The sequence below is a fragment of the Micromonospora sp. WMMD964 genome (genome assembly GCF_029581455.1).
Classification (GTDB): Bacteria; Actinomycetota; Actinomycetes; order Mycobacteriales; family Micromonosporaceae; genus Micromonospora.
Window position 1 is genome coordinate 1,691,104 of sequence record NZ_CP120860.1, and the last position, 14,422, is coordinate 1,705,525.

13 protein-coding genes are annotated in these 14,422 nt (G+C 71.7%); 8 read left to right on the forward strand and 5 right to left on the reverse strand.

Annotation, left to right across the window (positions count from 1 at the left end):
* Nucleotides 1-400 precede the first annotated feature (400 nt).
* Together O7616_RS07935 and O7616_RS07940 are read right to left on the reverse strand one after the other, a co-directional pair.
* On the reverse strand, nt 401-1,651 hold the full coding sequence (locus O7616_RS07935; RefSeq protein WP_282306233.1) for an HNH endonuclease signature motif containing protein: 1,251 nt from the start codon (nt 1,649-1,651) through the stop codon (nt 401-403).
* A gap of 379 nt (nt 1,652-2,030) precedes the next feature.
* On the reverse strand, nt 2,031-2,510 hold the full coding sequence (locus O7616_RS07940) for a helix-turn-helix domain-containing protein (RefSeq protein ID WP_282306234.1): 480 nt from the start codon (nt 2,508-2,510) through the stop codon (nt 2,031-2,033).
* Nucleotides 2,511-2,614: 104 nt separating this feature from the next.
* Here O7616_RS07940 and O7616_RS07945 point away from each other — a divergent pair, with 104 nt between their 5' ends.
* Nucleotides 2,615-4,165, forward strand: a complete 1,551-nt coding sequence (locus tag O7616_RS07945; RefSeq protein ID WP_282306235.1) for an MFS transporter — start codon at nt 2,615-2,617, stop codon at nt 4,163-4,165.
* Nucleotides 4,166-4,245: 80 nt separating this feature from the next.
* Here the strand turns inward: O7616_RS07945 and O7616_RS07950 are convergent, their stop codons facing one another.
* Nucleotides 4,246-5,112: an oxidoreductase gene (locus tag O7616_RS07950; protein WP_282306236.1), complete on the reverse strand. Its 867-nt coding sequence runs from the start codon at nt 5,110-5,112 to the stop codon at nt 4,246-4,248.
* A 131-nt stretch (nt 5,113-5,243) separates the two neighbouring features.
* On the opposite strand from O7616_RS07950, the gene O7616_RS07955 reads away from it, so the two are divergent.
* Both O7616_RS07955 and O7616_RS07960 read left to right on the forward strand, forming a co-directional pair.
* Nucleotides 5,244-6,125: a helix-turn-helix transcriptional regulator gene (locus O7616_RS07955; RefSeq protein WP_282262844.1), complete on the forward strand. Its 882-nt coding sequence runs from the start codon at nt 5,244-5,246 to the stop codon at nt 6,123-6,125.
* 143 nt (nt 6,126-6,268) lie between these two features.
* Nucleotides 6,269-7,336 carry a DUF2855 family protein gene (locus O7616_RS07960; RefSeq protein ID WP_282306237.1) on the forward strand — a complete coding sequence of 356 codons (1,068 nt, stop codon included), beginning with the start codon at nt 6,269-6,271 and terminating at the stop codon, nt 7,334-7,336.
* Between the two features lie 6 nt (nt 7,337-7,342).
* Here the strand turns inward: O7616_RS07960 and O7616_RS07965 are convergent, their stop codons facing one another.
* Nucleotides 7,343-8,065 carry an RNA polymerase sigma factor SigF gene (locus tag O7616_RS07965; protein WP_282307559.1) on the reverse strand — a complete coding sequence of 241 codons (723 nt, stop codon included), beginning with the start codon at nt 8,063-8,065 and terminating at the stop codon, nt 7,343-7,345.
* 453 nt (nt 8,066-8,518) lie between these two features.
* Between O7616_RS07965 and O7616_RS07970 the strand changes: the two genes are divergently transcribed.
* From O7616_RS07970 to O7616_RS07980, 3 genes are read left to right on the forward strand one after another with little or no spacing between them, the layout of a single operon-like run.
* Nucleotides 8,519-10,390 (forward strand): sigma-70 family RNA polymerase sigma factor, encoded by a 1,872-nt coding sequence (locus O7616_RS07970; RefSeq protein WP_282306238.1) that lies wholly within the window; start codon nt 8,519-8,521, stop codon nt 10,388-10,390.
* A gap of 14 nt (nt 10,391-10,404) precedes the next feature.
* Nucleotides 10,405-11,082, forward strand: coding sequence for a DUF305 domain-containing protein (locus tag O7616_RS07975; protein WP_282306239.1), 678 nt, complete (start codon nt 10,405-10,407; stop codon nt 11,080-11,082).
* Nucleotides 11,083-11,772, forward strand: coding sequence for a hypothetical protein (locus O7616_RS07980; RefSeq protein ID WP_282306240.1), 690 nt, complete (start codon nt 11,083-11,085; stop codon nt 11,770-11,772).
* Between the two features lie 18 nt (nt 11,773-11,790).
* Here the strand turns inward: O7616_RS07980 and O7616_RS07985 are convergent, their stop codons facing one another.
* Nucleotides 11,791-12,351 (reverse strand): GNAT family N-acetyltransferase, encoded by a 561-nt coding sequence (locus O7616_RS07985; RefSeq protein WP_282306241.1) that lies wholly within the window; start codon nt 12,349-12,351, stop codon nt 11,791-11,793.
* An 81-nt stretch (nt 12,352-12,432) separates the two neighbouring features.
* Between O7616_RS07985 and O7616_RS07990 the strand changes: the two genes are divergently transcribed.
* Complete coding sequence (locus O7616_RS07990; protein WP_282306242.1) at nt 12,433-13,143, forward strand: siderophore-interacting protein; 711 nt, start codon at nt 12,433-12,435, stop codon at nt 13,141-13,143.
* A complete protein-coding gene (locus tag O7616_RS07995) occupies nt 13,140-14,396 on the forward strand; it encodes an MFS transporter (RefSeq protein ID WP_282306243.1) in 1,257 nt (418 codons plus the stop codon). The genes O7616_RS07990 and O7616_RS07995 overlap by 4 nt, the downstream gene beginning before the upstream one ends.
* Nucleotides 14,397-14,422 lie beyond the last annotated feature (26 nt).

Genomic DNA, 14,422 nt, shown 5'->3' on the forward strand with positions numbered 1-14,422 from the left:
ATTCGCGGTGTCCGCACGCCGGTCTTCCTCGGACGGGTTGTCGGTGCCGCCGGTCGAGGCGGCCTTCGTGGTCTTCGACGCCCAAGGCTCCGGGTGTCGCTCCTACGGCGTCGAAGAGGCGGGCCGGCGCTGGTTCGTCAAGACGGCCACCACCACTGCGGGCCGGGCGTCCCTCGAACGAGCCCGCGCGTTACACGCCGCAGTCCGCCACCCGGTGATCGTTCGTCCGATGCCGCTGTTTCGAGGGCTCTGGCGAGGTGCCCGACCGCTCGGCACGCCGACGTGCCAGCGCTGCTGCGTGGCTGGCCGCTGGCGGCACCCTGATCCCGCCGGCCACGCGGCTGCGTAGGTCGGCCGAGCCGGACGCCGGTTCGTGAGATCCGGCCGATCGACGATCGGCCTACGTCCGTCGGTGGTAGTGGTTGCGGCGTGGTAGTTGGTCGGGGTCGAGCCAGGCGGGCGGGATGAACTCGGGGTGCCCGTCGTCACCGAGCCGTACCGTCCACTGGCTGTGGTGGATATGTCGGTGATGGTGGCCGCAGAGCAACACCGCGTTGTCGAGGTTGGTGGGGCCGCCGTCGGCCCAGTGGTGGATGTGGTGGGCGGCGCACCAGCGTGGTGGTCGGTCGCAGCCGGGGAACGCGCATCCGCCGTCACGCAGCACCAGTGCTCGCCGCAGTGGGCCGGTGATGAGTCGGCGTTGTCGGCCGAGGTCGAGGACTTGGCCGGTGCTGCTGAGGACGGCGGGCAGGATGGTGGCGTCGCAGGCCAGCCGGCGCACGGTGGCGGGGGTGAGTTGGAGGCCGATGTCGAGCGTCCCGGCGCCTAGTTGCCGGGTCAGGGTGTCGTAGTCGGTGGTGATGACGATCTGGGCGGGGTCGCCGCCGTGTTCGGGTAGGTCGCCGGTGCGTAGGGCGAGGCGGCAGACGTCGGTGAGGGCGTCGTGGCGGCGTTGCCCTGGGGATCGCCCGTCGTCGGGCCCGGTGGGTGCGCTGAGTGGGTCGATGGCGGCGCGTAGCAGGGCGGCGGTTTCGGCGTCGAGGGTGCCGGTGAGCCGCAGCCGCCCGTCGGTTTGCGCGGAGATCGTGAGGTGTCGGTCGCGGGTGGCGCGGGCGTCCTCGGCGGCGAGGGCAGCTTTGGCGGCGGCGTCGGCGTGGTCGGGGGCGACGTGGTCGAGGATCCGGGTGCCGATGCGACGTAGCAGGGTGGGGTCGAACTGCCCGGCCCACTCGACCAGCACGCCGACGGCCTTGTCGGCGGTCTCGGCGCCCACGGACGCCGTCACGGTGGTGGCCGTGTCGGCGATGACGCGGGCCTGGTCCTGGGTGATGGTGCCGTCGGCCAGCGCGTGTCGGATGCCGGGGTTGCCGGTGTCCAGGGCGGTGGCGAGGTCGACCAGGCGGCGGGCGGCGGGAACGGTCATCCGCAGTCGTTCCCGTAGCCACACGGCGGTGGTGGAGGCGCCGTGCGCGCGGGCGGTGCCGCGGCCGTCGATCTCGCGGACCAGGGTCAGGGTGACGGCGGCGAGGCGTTGCTGCAGGCGGTGCGCGGCGTCGAGCGCCGCGATCAGTTCTTGCTCGGTGAGAGGCCAGACGGCGGCGTCGAGGCAGGCGGCGACCGCGTCGTCCGCCTGCGCCAACTCCTCGACCATGGCCAGAGACTAGAACAGGTGTACGACAAATTCAGTCGTCATGATCAATGCGCGGCGGCAGCGGTAGAGACGGTGGCCGCCCGATTGGCTGCCTACTGGCAGAGGCCGCGCGGTCGACGACCATGGGGGACCTGCTCAACGCCTCTGCGGTGGCAGCGGCATGGCGGCTGCCCGACTCGCCGAGCCGCCCAGGGCGGCCTCGAGTTGACCTTTCGGTCGGTCGAAAGGGGCAAGTCGGTCGGCTGACGAGGGCGCGAATAGCCGGATCGGCCGTCACGGGCGCAGATGGATCGATCGGCGGTCACGCGCGCGGAACGGCCGGATCGGCGGCCCAAGGGTGTCGCTCACCCTGATGGCCGCCACTGGTCGGCCCGAGGCGTCAAACGCGTCGGATCGCTCCCGGCCCGGCGGTGACGTCGATTTCGCCGCTCTCCACGTCGTGGCCGGCTGCGCAGCGGAGCACTGCGCGGACCGGTTCTCCGCAGTCGCGGTGGGTGGAGGTGACGGAGGGGCCGGCCTCGTCGGCGGCCCAGGTGTCGCCCCAGTTGCGCAGCGCGGTGATCACGGGCAGCAGTTCGCGGCCCTTGCGGGTGAGTTGGTACTCGTGGCGGGTGCGCTGCCCCGGCTCTCGGTAGGGGATTCGTTCGAGCAGGTCGGCGGCGACCATTTCCTTGAGTCGGGCGGCCATGGCGGGTTCGCCGACGCCGACGCGGCGGACGAAGTCGTCGAAGCGGCGCGTGCCGAGCAGCGCCTCGCGCATGACCAGGACCGTCGACCTGCTGCCCACGATGTCCATCGCCCGGGCCACCGAGCAGTTCGCAGTCGACCAGGAGTCGCGATCGTCTCGTAGGTCTTCCATGTGCTCCAGCCTACCTGACTTGCGTAGAGGCTAGCCAGGTGCTTCACTGGGACGCTGCTGGCTTACGCATACGCAAGTCAGACCCACCAGCAGTGAGGATGCCAGTGACCACCACCAACACAACAGCCGCGCCAGCCACCGTGCGGCCGTCGGTCCGCGGCTCCCGCGCGGTGATCCTGATCGCCATGTGCCTGGGCTCGATGATCACGTTCCTGCAGATCACCGCGACGGTCTCCGCCCTGACGACAATCCAGCGCGACCTACGGATCGACCCCACCACTGTGATCTGGATCCCCAGTGCCTACACGCTGGTCGTGGCGAGCATGGTGCTGTCCGCCGCCACGCTCGGCAACCGCTACGGACGTCGGCGCATGTTCGGTGCCGGCGTCATCGCCATGATCGTCGGTAGTGCCGTGGTGGCCAGTGCCCCCACCGTGGCCTGGGTGATCGTCGGGCAGTTGGTCGCCGGCCTCGGCGGAGCCCTGATCCTGCCCAACAGCCTCGCGATCCTCGGCGCGACCTTCACCGACCCGCACCGTCGTACCGAGGTCATCACCGCGTGGTCGGCGGCCTCCGGCATCGGGCTCGCGATCGGCCCGCTCATCGCCGGTGCGCTGCTGCGGCACTACCAGTGGCACAGCGTCTACCTGTCGGCGATCGCGCTCGGCGTGATCACCCTCGTCATCGCCGCCATCGGGGTGACCGAGTCCCGGCCGGTCGCGGCCCGACTCGACGTACCCGGCCTGCTGCTCGGCACCGTCGCCATCGCCGCAGCCGTCTTCGCGATGATCCAGGGCGGCAAGGACGGTTACACCAGCCCGGTGATGGCGGTCGCCTGGATGGTCGCGGCTGTCGCGCTCGTCGGGTTCGTGCTGGTCGAGTTGCGGGCCAGTGCGCCGATGCTCGACGTACGCCTGTTCCGGTCCGGTTCGTTCAGCGCCGTCATGGTCGTCGCGGCGGTGTCGTTGTTCGGCTTCACCGGCGTGGCGATCCTGCTGGTCCTGTTCCACGAGCGCGCGCAGGCACTCAGCCCACTGGACACCGGCTGGCGGATGCTGGCGCTCTTCGGTGTCTACGCGGTCGCGGCATTCGGCGCCGGGCGGCTGATCCGCCGTACCGGATTCAAGGCACCCCTCACCGCCGGTCTCGTCCTCGGTGCCCTGGCCAGCTTCGGGCTGGCCGCCCAGGGTCCGACAACCCCGTTCAGCCAGCGTTGGCCGCTGCTCGCGCTGTTCGGCGCGGCCAGCGCCCTGGTGGTGGCCCCGGCCACGGCGGCGGCGTTGGCCAGCGTCGCACCCACGCAGGCGGGAATGGCCTCCGGTGCGGTCAACGCCGCCCGCCAGGTGGGCTCGGTGATCGGCTCGTCCCTGCTGGGGACGCTGCTCACCACCACGATGCTGGCCGACCTGCCGGACCGGCTCGCCGCTCACCAGGTGGGCGAGCCGACCCGGACGGCGGTGCAGACGGCGGTGGCCGCCGGCGCAACGGGCGATCAGCCGCTTCCCGACCCGGTCCGGTCGGCGCTGGCCGAGGCGCTGACCGCCGGCGTCCAGGCCGGTTTGCGGATCAACGGCATCGTGTTCCTCGCCACCGCCGTGCTCGCACTCACCCTGATCCGCAACCGGCCCCACGAGCACCGGGGACCGGTTTCCTGAGGGCGGACCCGCCTGCGACGAACCCGGGCCGCAACGCCGGTCCGGATCGCCACCGGACTCCGCCTCGGCTCGACTCCTGGCTAGGCGACGGCCGCGTCCAGCTCCTCGATCGCGTCTGAGGGCAGTTCGAGGTGGGCGGCGGCGACGTTCTCCCGCAGGTGTGCCACGCTCGACGTACCGGGGATCAGCACGGTGGTGGGGGAGCGCTGAAGCAGCCAGGCCAGGGCGACCTGCTGTGGTGAGGCGCCCATCCGGGCGGCCACGCCGCTGAGCGTGTCGGACTGCAACGGCGTGAACCCGCCGAGCGGGAAGAACGCGGCGAACGCGATGTTCTCCGCCGCGCACCTGTCGACGAGGGCGTCGTCCTGTCGGTTGGCGAGGTTGTAGAGGTTCTGCACGGTGACCACGGGCGCGATGGCCTGGGCCTCGGTGAGCTGGTTCAGCGTGACGCCGCTGAGCCCGAGGTGCCGGATCAGGCCCTGCTGCCGCAGCTCCGCCAGCGCGGCGAACTGCTCACCGAGGGGCGCGTCAGTGGTGCTCTCCGACATGCCCACCCGCAGGTTGACCACGTCGAGGACATCCAGGCCGAGGTGCCGGAGATTCTCCTGGACCTGGGCCTTCAGGTCCGCCGGGTCCAGCGACGGGATCCAGGAGCCGTCGTCGCCGCGCCGCGCGCCGACCTTGGTGACCAGGTGCAGATCTTCGGGGTACGGGTGCAGCGCCTCCCGGATCAGCTCGTTGACCACCACCGGGCCGTAGAAGTCGCTGGTGTCGATGTGCCGGACACCCAGGTCGACGGCCTCGCGGAGCACGGCGAGGGCGCGCTCGCGGTCGCGGGGCGGGCCGAAGGCCCTGGGGCCGGCCAACTGCATCGCCCCGTAACCCATCCGGCTCAGGGTGAGGCCGTCGGCCAGGGTCAGCGGGCCGCCGGGAAGGTTCTCGCTCATGTCGTCCTCTATCCGTCATCGCAGTGGTCAGCTGTGACTGTGCGCCGGTGGCCGTTCGGCCGGCAGGGCGAGTTGTTCCTGGTAGTGACACGACCAGTCACCGGTCGGCGAAGCGGCCTACCGTCGAGGGCATGGACGCGACCAACCAGCTCGGCGACTTCCTGCGTGCCCGCCGGGAGCAGATTCGACCCGAGGACGTGGGGCTCGGTCCGGGCGTGGGTCTGCGCCGGGTGCCGGGGTTGCGGCGGGAGGAGGTGGCGATGCTGGCGGGCATCAGCGCCGACTACTACCTGCGATTGGAGCAGGGGCGCGAGCGGCATCCCTCGGTGCAGGTCCTCGATGCCCTCGCCGGGGTGCTGCGGTTGGACCCGGAGGCGACCGCGTACATGATCGGGTTGACCCGGGTGCGTTCGCGTCGGGCGGCCCGGCCGGCCGTCGAGCGGGTGCCGGCCAGCATCCTGCACCTGCTGCGGCAGCTCCCCATGCCGGCGTTCGTGCAGAACCGCTACCTCGACATCCTGGCCTCGAACCCGATGGCGAGGGCACTCTCGCCGAATCTCGCCCCGGGGGCCAACCGACTCCGCGCGGTGTTCCTCGACCAGGCCGAGCAGGACCTGTTCCGGGACTGGCGGCAGGCGATGCAGAGCGTGGTGGGGCAGATGCGTGCCGACTCGGCCGGAGACGCCGACGATCCACGGCTGGCGGCGCTGGTGGGGGAGTTGTCGATCAAGAGCGACTGCTTTCGCCGGTTGTGGGCACGTCACGAGGTGCGTCGTCGCGAGGGCGTGGTCAGCCGGCTCCACCATCCGGAGGTGGGTGACCTCGACCTGTACTGCGACAAGCTGGCGGTCGCGGGCGCCGACGGGCAGCTGTTGGTGATCTACCACGCCGAGCCCGGTACGGAGTCCGCCCGCTCGTTGGCTCTGCTCGGCTCGATCGCCGCCAGCACCGCCGACGACGCCCCGGACAGCCTCCGGCCGGGCGATCCGGCCCGCCTCCACCCACTGGAGTGAGCGCGGCCGGTCAGCGTTGGCACGGGGTCGTCCGGGCGCGGGCACCCTGGGGTACGCGGCGGCCAAGGCGGGCGGTGCACCGAGTGGGATTTTGCACTCCCAGTGCACTTGTCTCCCTTCGCGGTCGTGTCTAGCGTCACCTCATGGCCGATTCCTGGACCTTCGCCGTGACGCGTGACGACCTCGGGCGGACCACGCTCGTCGATGGCGCCCCACCGGTCGCGGCCGACGGCGAGGCGGTGTTGCGGGTGGACCGCGTCGGTGTCACCGCCAACAACGTGACGTACGCGGTGCTCGGCGACGCGATGCGCTACTGGGAGTTCTTCCCGCCGACCTCGCGAGGGCTCGGGCCGCAGTGGGGCCTGCCGCCGCTCTGGGGTTTCGCCGAGGTGGTCGCCTCGACGGTCGCCGGGGTCGAGGTGGGGCAGCGGGTCTACGGATACCTGCCGCCCGCGGGTCACCTGCTGGTGCGTCCCGACCGGGTGGACACCTCCGGCTTCCGCGACGCGAGCCCGCACCGGGCCGAGTTACCGTCGCCGTACAACGCGTACCGGTCGATCGGCGGTGACCCGGCGTACCAGCCCGACCAGGAGGATCTGCTGATCCTGTTCCGGCCGCTGTTCTTCACCTCGTTCATGCTGGCCGACCAGGTTGCCGACAACGACTTCTACGGTGCCGAATCGCTGCTCGTGTCATCGGCGTCGAGCAAGACGGCGTACGCCGCCGCGTTCGAGTCGCGCGGTCGCGGGCCACGCCTGGTCGGGCTGACGTCGCCCGGCAACCTGGCCTTCACCCGGTCGCTGGGCTGCTACGACGAGGTCGTCTCGTACGACGACATCGACGCTCTCGACGCCGTCCCGACCGTCTACCTCGATCTGTCCGGCGCGCCTGCGACCCGTGCCGCCCTGCGCCGGCACCTCGGCGACCGGCTCGTCCGGGACATCGCCGTCGGGCTCACCAACCAGACCCCGAACGCCGACGCCGCCGAGGAGGTGTTCTTCGCGCCGGTCCAGATGCGTAAGCGCAGCCGGGACTGGGGCCGCGACGGGCTCGACCAACGGTTCACCGAGGCGTGGCGACGGTTCACCGCTGTCGTGGGGGGTTGGCTCGACGTCCAGGCGGGGGTGGGCCCGGAGGTGCTCCGGGAGGCGTGGCTCGACGTGCTCGCGGGCCGGACGCCACCGCGGGTGGGTCGCGTCGTGCAGCTCTGAGCGGTCTCAGAAGACGTCGTCGTCGGAGAGGTGGCGGCGCAGCGTGGCCAGCGATCGAGTGATCAGTCGGGAGACGTGCATCTGCGAGACGCCGACCTGGTCGGCGATCTGGGCCTGGGTCAGGTTGCCGTGGAAGCGCAGGCTCAGGATCTCGCGTTCCCGCTCGGGCAGCGTGGCGAGGGCCGGGCCGAGGGCGACCCGGATCTCGACGAGGTCGAACTCGTGGTCGTCGCCGCCGAGGGTGTCCGCGAGTTCCCGGTCGCCGTCGGCCCCGATGGGGGTGGAGAGCGACGTGGTCCGGTAGGCGCGGGCGCCCTCCAGCCCCTCCAGGACGGTCTCCTCGGAGAGGTCGAGGTGGGACGCGATGTCGGCCACTGTCGGCGAACGACCGAGGGTCTGGGTCAGGGTGCTGTTCGCCGCGCTGATCGACAGGCGTAGTTCCTGGAGGCGGCGGGGCACGCGCACCGCCCAGGTGCGGTCCCGGAAGTACCGCTTGACCTCGCCGATGATGGTGGGGATGGCGTACCCGGCGAAGTCGATGCCCCGGCTGGGGTCGAAGTTGTCGACGGCCTTGATGAGCCCGACCGAAGCGGTCTGGGTCAGGTCCTCGTCGGCGGCGCCCCGCCCGGTGTAGCGGCGGGCCAGGTGCCGGGCGAGTGGCAACCACGCCTCGATGACGTGGTCCCGCAGCGCCGCGCGGCGCGGGTCGTCGGCCGGGGTCGCGGCCATGGTGGCCAGCAAATCGTCCGGGCTCTGGTCACTGCTCCGCAGGCGGAGGGGGGTGCTGGTCGCTGTACCGACGATGCTGGCCATGGGGATGGTCCTTCCCGCAGTCGCCCGTCGATCGGATCGACCGGAAGGGATCTCCGAACCGGCTGTCGCCGGGGCGCACGTGCGGGCCGGGGTGCGCGTCGTAAGGCACGATCACGGGCCTCACCACCGCGTCATGTCGTTCACCTGACGACCTGACGCTACCCGAAAGACGGATAATTAACTAGCCGAAAGTATGATGTGACGCGGGTATCTGTCGCTCAACGTCGCGTCCACGCCCCTGGGTGGCCTCCGGCCCGTCGACGGCCCGACAATTCTGTAATCCGACCCGGCGCCGTGAGTCTCCGATCTTGAGGGCGGTGAACGCACAGCGCGGGCGCCGCGCGGACGAGCACACGAGGAGTGACCCAGATGTCGTCAGCCGGTCGAGCACTACCCGATGTCGGGTTGGTCGTCGCGGCCCGACAGGGCGACCAGCGCGCCCTCGACGACGTCGTCGCGGCCTCGCTCCCGCTGGTCTACAACATCGTCGGGCGTGCGCTGCGCGGTCACGCCGACGTCGACGACGTGGTCCAGGAGACGTTGGTACGGGTCATCCGTTACCTGCCCGCGCTCAACGACCCGACGGCGTACCGATCCTGGCTGGTGGCGATCGCCATCCGTCAGGTGCGCGACTGGGAGCAGCGCCGACGCGTCGCGCTCAACCGTGACGCCGGGCTCGACGCGATCCACAACGTGCCCGACCCCGCCTCCGACTTCGCGGGGATGACCATCCTCCGGCTCGGCCTCACCGACCAGCGACGGGAGGTCGCCGAGGCGACCCGCTGGCTCGACCCGGACGACCAGGAGCTGCTGTCGCTGTGGTGGCTGGAGGAGACCGGCGAGATCGCCCGCAACGAGGTCGCCGACGCTCTCGGGCTCTCACCGGGGCATGTCGCGGTGCGGATCCACCGGATGAAGGAGCAGATCCAGAGCGCCCGAGGCGTCGTACGTGCGCTGCGGGCCCGACCCGGGTGTCCCGACCTGCAGGCGGTGGCCGCCGGGTGGGACGGCACTCCCAGCCCGCTGTGGCGCAAGCGACTGGCCCGACACATCCGCGACTGCGCGGTCTGCGGGCAACTCGGCTCCACACTCCTGCCGATCGACCGGCTGCTCGCCGGCCTGCCGATGCTGCCGTTGCCGGCGGGCCTCAGCGCCCACCTCCCCGGCACGGCCGCGCCGACCGCCGCCGCGCAGGTCGTCGGGCCCCCGAGCTCGGCTGTCGCACCCGGCACCGGGCCGACCCCGTCCGCCGACCCGGGCGGCGGGCCGAGCGTCGCCGACCTCGCGTTGCACCGGCCCCGTGGCCTCGTCCCGTCCCTGGCCGCCGGTGTGGCCGCGGCCGTCCTGGCCATCACCACGGCGGTCGTGATCCTCCCGGACGATCCGTCCGCACCCTCCTGGGCCGCTCCGCCGTCCGCCGCGCCGACACCCGTCGCCCCGCCGAGCGTCGCGCCGTCGCCGAGCGCACGGCCCTCGTCGAAGGCGCCGGTGGCCCCGGCGGTCAGCTCCGCCCGCAAGGGCGTCGGGGTGTGGAACTTCGCCGGGGCCAGTCAGGCGTTGGCCGCCTCGAAGGCCGGTTGGTACTACACCTGGAGCACCCACCACCAGGGGATCAGCACTCCGCGAGGTGTCACGTTCGTGCCCATGATCCGTAGTGCGGAGAACGTCACCGCCCCGGAACTGGCGCGGGCGAAGGCGGCGGGGCCGGACCTGCTCACCTTCAACGAGCCGGACATGGCCGAGCAGGCGAACATGACCGTGGAGCAGGCACTCGACCTGTGGCCGCAGCTGATGGCGACGGGCAGCAGGCTGGGCAGCCCGGCGGTCGCCGTCGGCGCGTCCGATCCGCAGGGTTGGCTCGACCGGTTCATGACCGGTGCGCAGGCCCGAGGCCACCGGGTCGACTTCATCACCCTGCACTGGTTCGGTGGCGACTTCGCGACCCCCGCCGCGGTCGACCAGCTGCGGCAGTACCTCCAGGCCGTCTACCAGCGGTATCGGAAGCCGATCTGGCTGACCGAGTTCGCCCTGATCCGCTTCGACGGGGGCGGGGCGCGGTTCCCCGCTCCGGAGCAGCAGGCGGCCTTCCTCACAGCGGCCACCGCCATGCTCGGCCAACTCTCCTACGTGCAGCGCTACGCGTGGTTCGGTCTGCCGGCCACGGACAAGGACCGCTCCGGGTTGTTCAGCAGCGGGAGCCAGGCGACAGTGGTCGGCCGCGCCTTCCAGGCCGCCCGTTGACCGGGTCTGCGCCGGTGGACCAACCGGTCCCGGCTGGGCGCTCCGGGGCCGAGGGTCGCGTCCGGCGGATCGTCGGTGTCGTCGCGACACTGATCGCGACGACGCTGGCCGTCGGTGTCAGCCAGGGTTGGGGTCGCGCCGACCAGACGGCAGACCGGTCGGCCGCGGTTCCGTCGACGGCAGCCCCGGCACCCGCCGCCGTGACGCCGACCGCGCCCGTGGTGCTCAACGGCACCGACGACGCCTTCATCCAACTGTTGATCCCGATGAACGAGGGTGCGCTCGCACTGATCGACCACCTCGACACCCGGCCTACGGCGGGCTCGGATCCGTCACTGCGGGCCCTGCTCGGCGACGTTCGGCAGGCGCACCAGACCGAGTTGCGGGATCTGCGCGGGATCCTGGCCGCGGGAAACGTTCCGGAGTCGAACATCCACGAGGGGCACCAGATGCCCGGCATGGTCACCGCCACCAGCCTCGCCGAGCTGCGCGCCGCGCCCGACGCCGAGGTGCCGTCCCGGGCGGCTGCGCTGTTGCGGGCGCACCTCGCGCAGACAGTGGTCCTGTGCCGGGGCGAGCAGACCGCCGGGGGCAGCCCCGAGCTCAAGGCGCTCGCCGCTCGGATCCAGCAGGCGCGGACCGCCGAGTTGAGCGCGCTGGACGGTCAGCCCGGCGCCCCGCGGGCCGACTGAGTGTCTGACCTCCACGCCGCCGTCCGTACCCCGTCACGGTTGTCCACCGCGGCCCACCGCGCCGAGGCGTCGTCGGTCGTTCGCCCAGCCCGACGCGCGGCGCACCGTACCCGGGTCTCCTCGCCGCCCCGGGTGGCCTCGGCACCGACCGTGCGGTGGCGCGGTGGTCACCGCCGCGCCGCCGGTCATCGGGCGATCGTCGCCTCGGTGGTGGCGATGGGCGCCGGATGGTTGTCCGCGATCCTGGTCGCGCCACACGTCGCTCTCTCCCCGGGTTGGCGGATGGTCGCCCTCTTCTGCCACCTGACCTGCCTCGTGGTGGGCTTCGGGGCGGTGTTGACAGTGGACTGGATCAGCCTCCGCTGGCTGTTCCGCCGGGAACCGCTCGGGAGCGTGCTGACCGCCGCACGAGGCGCACACCTGCTCATCTGGCTGGGCCTGGTGGGTCTCCTCGCCAGCGGGGCCGCCCTGGGGCCGGACACGTCCTCCGGGCTGGTCTGGGTCAAGCTGCTCGCGGTGTTGGCGGTGGGCGTCAACGGGTTGTTCCTCGGCCGCGTCCGCGATCGACTCACCGTCGCGGACGGCCGTCCGCCCTGGTCGGCTCTGCTCGCGGGTGTCGTCGCAGCCACCGTCTCTCAGGTGGGCTGGTGGACCGCGACCCTGATCGGTTTCTGGAGCGCCAACAGCTGACGCGCCCCGCGCCGGTGGTCAGGCCGGCGTCGGGTGCTTCGCCTCGAACCGGTCCCGGGTCAGGAACGCGAGCTGGGCCCGCTTGTCGGGCATGTCGATCTCCGAGTCGAGGGTGAAACCCTCGATCTCCAGTCGGCGTAGCGCGAGGTGGTTGCGGACATCCGGCTCGACCACGATCCGCCGCGCGGACGGATCACGGAACAGGAAGCGGGCGAGGGCCGGGCCGACGACGTTGGTGAGGCCGCGGGCCAGACGTCGCTCGGGGCTGAGCAGCAGGTGCATCCCCACGTCGCCGGGTTGGACGCGGTAGCGCTCGCCGACCGGGTCCGCCTCCGGTTGGTAGGTCTGGAAGAGGCCGACCGGCTCCGCGTCGACCATGATCAGGTACGCGTGGTGCGTCGGCAGGCTGTCGACGAAGGCGTAGATCTCGCGTACCTCGTCCAGGGTGTGTGACCCCATGCCCCAGAACGAGTTGCGGGGCAGGGTCACCCAGCCGTGCAGGAGTGCGGCGTGGCGGTCGGGGTCGACGGTCACCAACGACAGCTCACCGAGACCGGCGACTTTCTCCAGGTACGTCATCGGGTGCTGTCCTCTGTTCCTTCCACTGCCCAACTTAGGTTAACCTCCCCTAACCAAGGATGACCTTACCTGGAGGGGTGCGTGAAACGGAACTGGGAGGCCCTGGTCCTCAAGGCCATGGGCGGCCGGGACTTTCGGTTGACCGTGCTGGGCACCGAGTCGATCGATGGCCACTACCAGCGGCTCCTGCTCGACGGTGGCGGCCTGCTGGAGGCGTGCGGCGTGCACCCCACGATGTGGATCCGGCTGTGGTTCGACAACGACGGCCGGGCGCACCAGCGGGCGTACACACTCGTCGACCCCGACCCGGTCACCGGCCGCTTCACACTCGAATTCGCCATCCACGACGGCTGCGCCGCCCGCTGGGCCACCACCGCCAAAATCGGCGACACCATCAGCGCGACGGTCCAGGGCAGCGCGTTCGAGCTGCCCGACCCGGCACCCGAGCACCTCTACCTCGTCGGGGACGCGGCCTCCCTGCCCGCGGTGAACAGCCTGCTCGACGCCGGTGCCGACATCCCGGCGACGGTCTGGCTGGAGTACGCCCACGACGGCGAGAAGGCCCTCGCGCCGCGCGCCCGAGCGCACCACGACGTCACCTGGGTTCCTCGGCGCGACGGGGGTCAACACCTCGTCGACACGGTCTGCGCGGCCCTGCCGACCGGCGGCGCGGGGCACTACTGGGTGGCCTGCGAGGCGGCCACGACCCGTGGCATCACCCGACACATCCGGCGGACGCTGGGTGTCGACAAGGACCGGGTCACCTCCCTCGGCTACTGGAAAGCCGCATGAAGGGCAAGCTCGGCACGCTCACCGCGCTGTACGTCACGCAGTACCTCGGCGTCGGCTTCATCACCGTCGGGCTGACCGCCATCCTGCGCGACGGCGGCACCTCGCTGGACACTCTGGCCCTGCTGCAGATCGTCGGCCTGATCTGGCCGGTCAAGTTCCTCTGGGCACCGATCCTGGACCGGTACGGATCCCGGCACCGCGGGCATTACCGGTCCTGGTTGCTCGTGCTCCAGAGCGCCCTGGTGCTCGCCCTGCTGGCGCTGCTGCCGTTCTCCGACCCGGCCGACGCGCTCGGCCCGATCGTCGCGATCTGCGCCGCGTACGTCTTCTTCTCCGCCACGCAGGACATCGCCGTGGACGCCGTGGCGGTCCGGATGCTCGCCGCGTCGAGCCGGGGGACCGGTAACGGAATCCAGGTCGCCGCGAGCTACCTCGGCAACCTGCTCGGCGGTGGAGCCTGCGTCCTGGTCTACGACCGGTTCGGTTGGGTTCCGGCGATCGGCCTGCTGGCCGCGATGACGGCGGTCGGCCTGCTGGTGGTGTGGCGGTTCCGGGAGCCACCCCGTACCGATCGGGTGGCCGGGATCGGCACCGCCTACCGGGCGTTGCTGTCGGTGTTCGGCCAGCCGGGCTGCCGGTGGTGGACGTTCGGCGTGGTGCCGCTGGTCTACGTCGGCGCGGGGATGGCGTACGCCCTGGTCACGCCCGCCCTGGTCGACGCCGGGTGGTCGTTGGGCCGGATCGGCGTGGTCACCGGAGTGGTGATCAGCGCGCCGGCCATCGTGGCCGGTCTGGTCGCCGGTCTGGGCATCGGGCGGTTCGGGCGCAGCGGCGTCCTCGTCGTCGGCGGCGCGGCCCTCACGGTGTCGACACTGCTCCTGCTCCCACTGATGAACGGTCGCGCGCCGCTGGGCTCGACGGTCGCCGCGCTCTGCTGCTTCATGGTGGCTTACACGATCGCCAACGTGGTGCTCTACACCGTCAACATGGACTACTCGCGCCCCGACACCGGCGGCACCGACTTCACCGTCCTGTCGTCGTTCGGCCTGGTGTGCTCGTTCGTGGCCGCGTCCATCGGCCTCGCGGCCGCCGACCGGGTCGGCTACCCGGCGGTGGCGGTCGCCGCCATCGTGCTGGTGGTCGCCGGGGTCGTCCTCGGCCTGGCCCACCAGCGGCGCTTTCCCGCCGGCTCCGGCCCCGCCGTCCACCCGGCGGAACAACCGACCGCGGACGCCGTGCAGGCCGGGGCGTGACACCTGTCGGCGGTCGACGGAGGCGT

Coding starts and splice junctions, on each gene's coding strand:
- O7616_RS07935 (WP_282306233.1), bottom strand. CDS start 1,651: ATGGTCGAGGAGTTGGCGCAGGCGGACGACGCGGTCGCCGCCTGCCTC.
- O7616_RS07940 (WP_282306234.1), bottom strand. CDS start 2,510: ATGGAAGACCTACGAGACGATCGCGACTCCTGGTCGACTGCGAACTGC.
- O7616_RS07950 (WP_282306236.1), bottom strand. CDS start 5,112: ATGAGCGAGAACCTTCCCGGCGGCCCGCTGACCCTGGCCGACGGCCTC.
- O7616_RS07955 (WP_282262844.1), top strand. CDS start 5,244: ATGGACGCGACCAACCAGCTCGGCGACTTCCTGCGTGCCCGCCGGGAG.
- O7616_RS07960 (WP_282306237.1), top strand. CDS start 6,269: ATGGCCGATTCCTGGACCTTCGCCGTGACGCGTGACGACCTCGGGCGG.
- O7616_RS07965 (WP_282307559.1), bottom strand. CDS start 8,065: ATGGCCGCGACCCCGGCCGACGACCCGCGCCGCGCGGCGCTGCGGGAC.
- O7616_RS07970 (WP_282306238.1), top strand. CDS start 8,519: ATGTCGTCAGCCGGTCGAGCACTACCCGATGTCGGGTTGGTCGTCGCG.
- O7616_RS07985 (WP_282306241.1), bottom strand. CDS start 12,351: ATGACGTACCTGGAGAAAGTCGCCGGTCTCGGTGAGCTGTCGTTGGTG.
- O7616_RS07995 (WP_282306243.1), top strand. CDS start 13,140: ATGAAGGGCAAGCTCGGCACGCTCACCGCGCTGTACGTCACGCAGTAC.